At 71.6% G+C, this 518-nt stretch carries 1 protein-coding gene; it reads left to right on the top strand.

Translation table 11 applies throughout. The annotated features are described in order from the left end of the window. Positions 1-516: hypothetical protein (locus MJ785_RS21325; RefSeq protein WP_239382619.1), on the top strand; the 516-nt coding region annotated here is incomplete at its 5' end. Between the last annotated feature and the right edge of the window lie 2 nt (positions 517-518).

Here is a 518-nt window from a genome sequence, read left to right as displayed (position 1 = left end):
GCGGTCGACTTTGTGTTGCCGCTAGCGACCTGGACGCGCGCGGCCCCCGGACCAGTGCATCCACTGGCCGTCAACCGTGCGGGTGATGCGTGGGGCTGGGCCTGCTCGGCAGCCCGGTACACCCCGGCCGCGCAGGCCCGGGTGGAAGTTCGGCGGAAACCGGCAGCCGGGCCGATGTCCCGGTACGCGCCCGACCGGAAACACCACGTAGCCACTGGACCGCTGAAGGCCCGCGACGGCCTAGTACCGGCCGTCATCACGCCCGAGGTCATCTGGTGGGCGCTCGGCGACCCGGGCATGGTCTGCGACCTGCTGGACCGGGTCACGCATCTGGGCAGGCACACCCGTCACGGCCACGGCCGAATCCTGGCCTGGGATGTGACCGTGGACGAGAAGGCCCGGGGACGCTGGCGGGAGCGGGTCTGGCCAGACCCTGCCGGCGCTCCGGACGGCATCCGCGCGCCCTACCATCATTCCTCTCGGAGGATGCCGTGCTCATTGACAGCCCGCGGCTGACC

The sequence above is a fragment of the Protofrankia sp. CiT1 genome (assembly GCF_917627335.1).
Lineage (GTDB): Bacteria > Actinomycetota > Actinomycetes > Frankiales > Frankiaceae > Protofrankia.
This window is presented reverse-complemented; position numbering and strand designations above follow the sequence as displayed.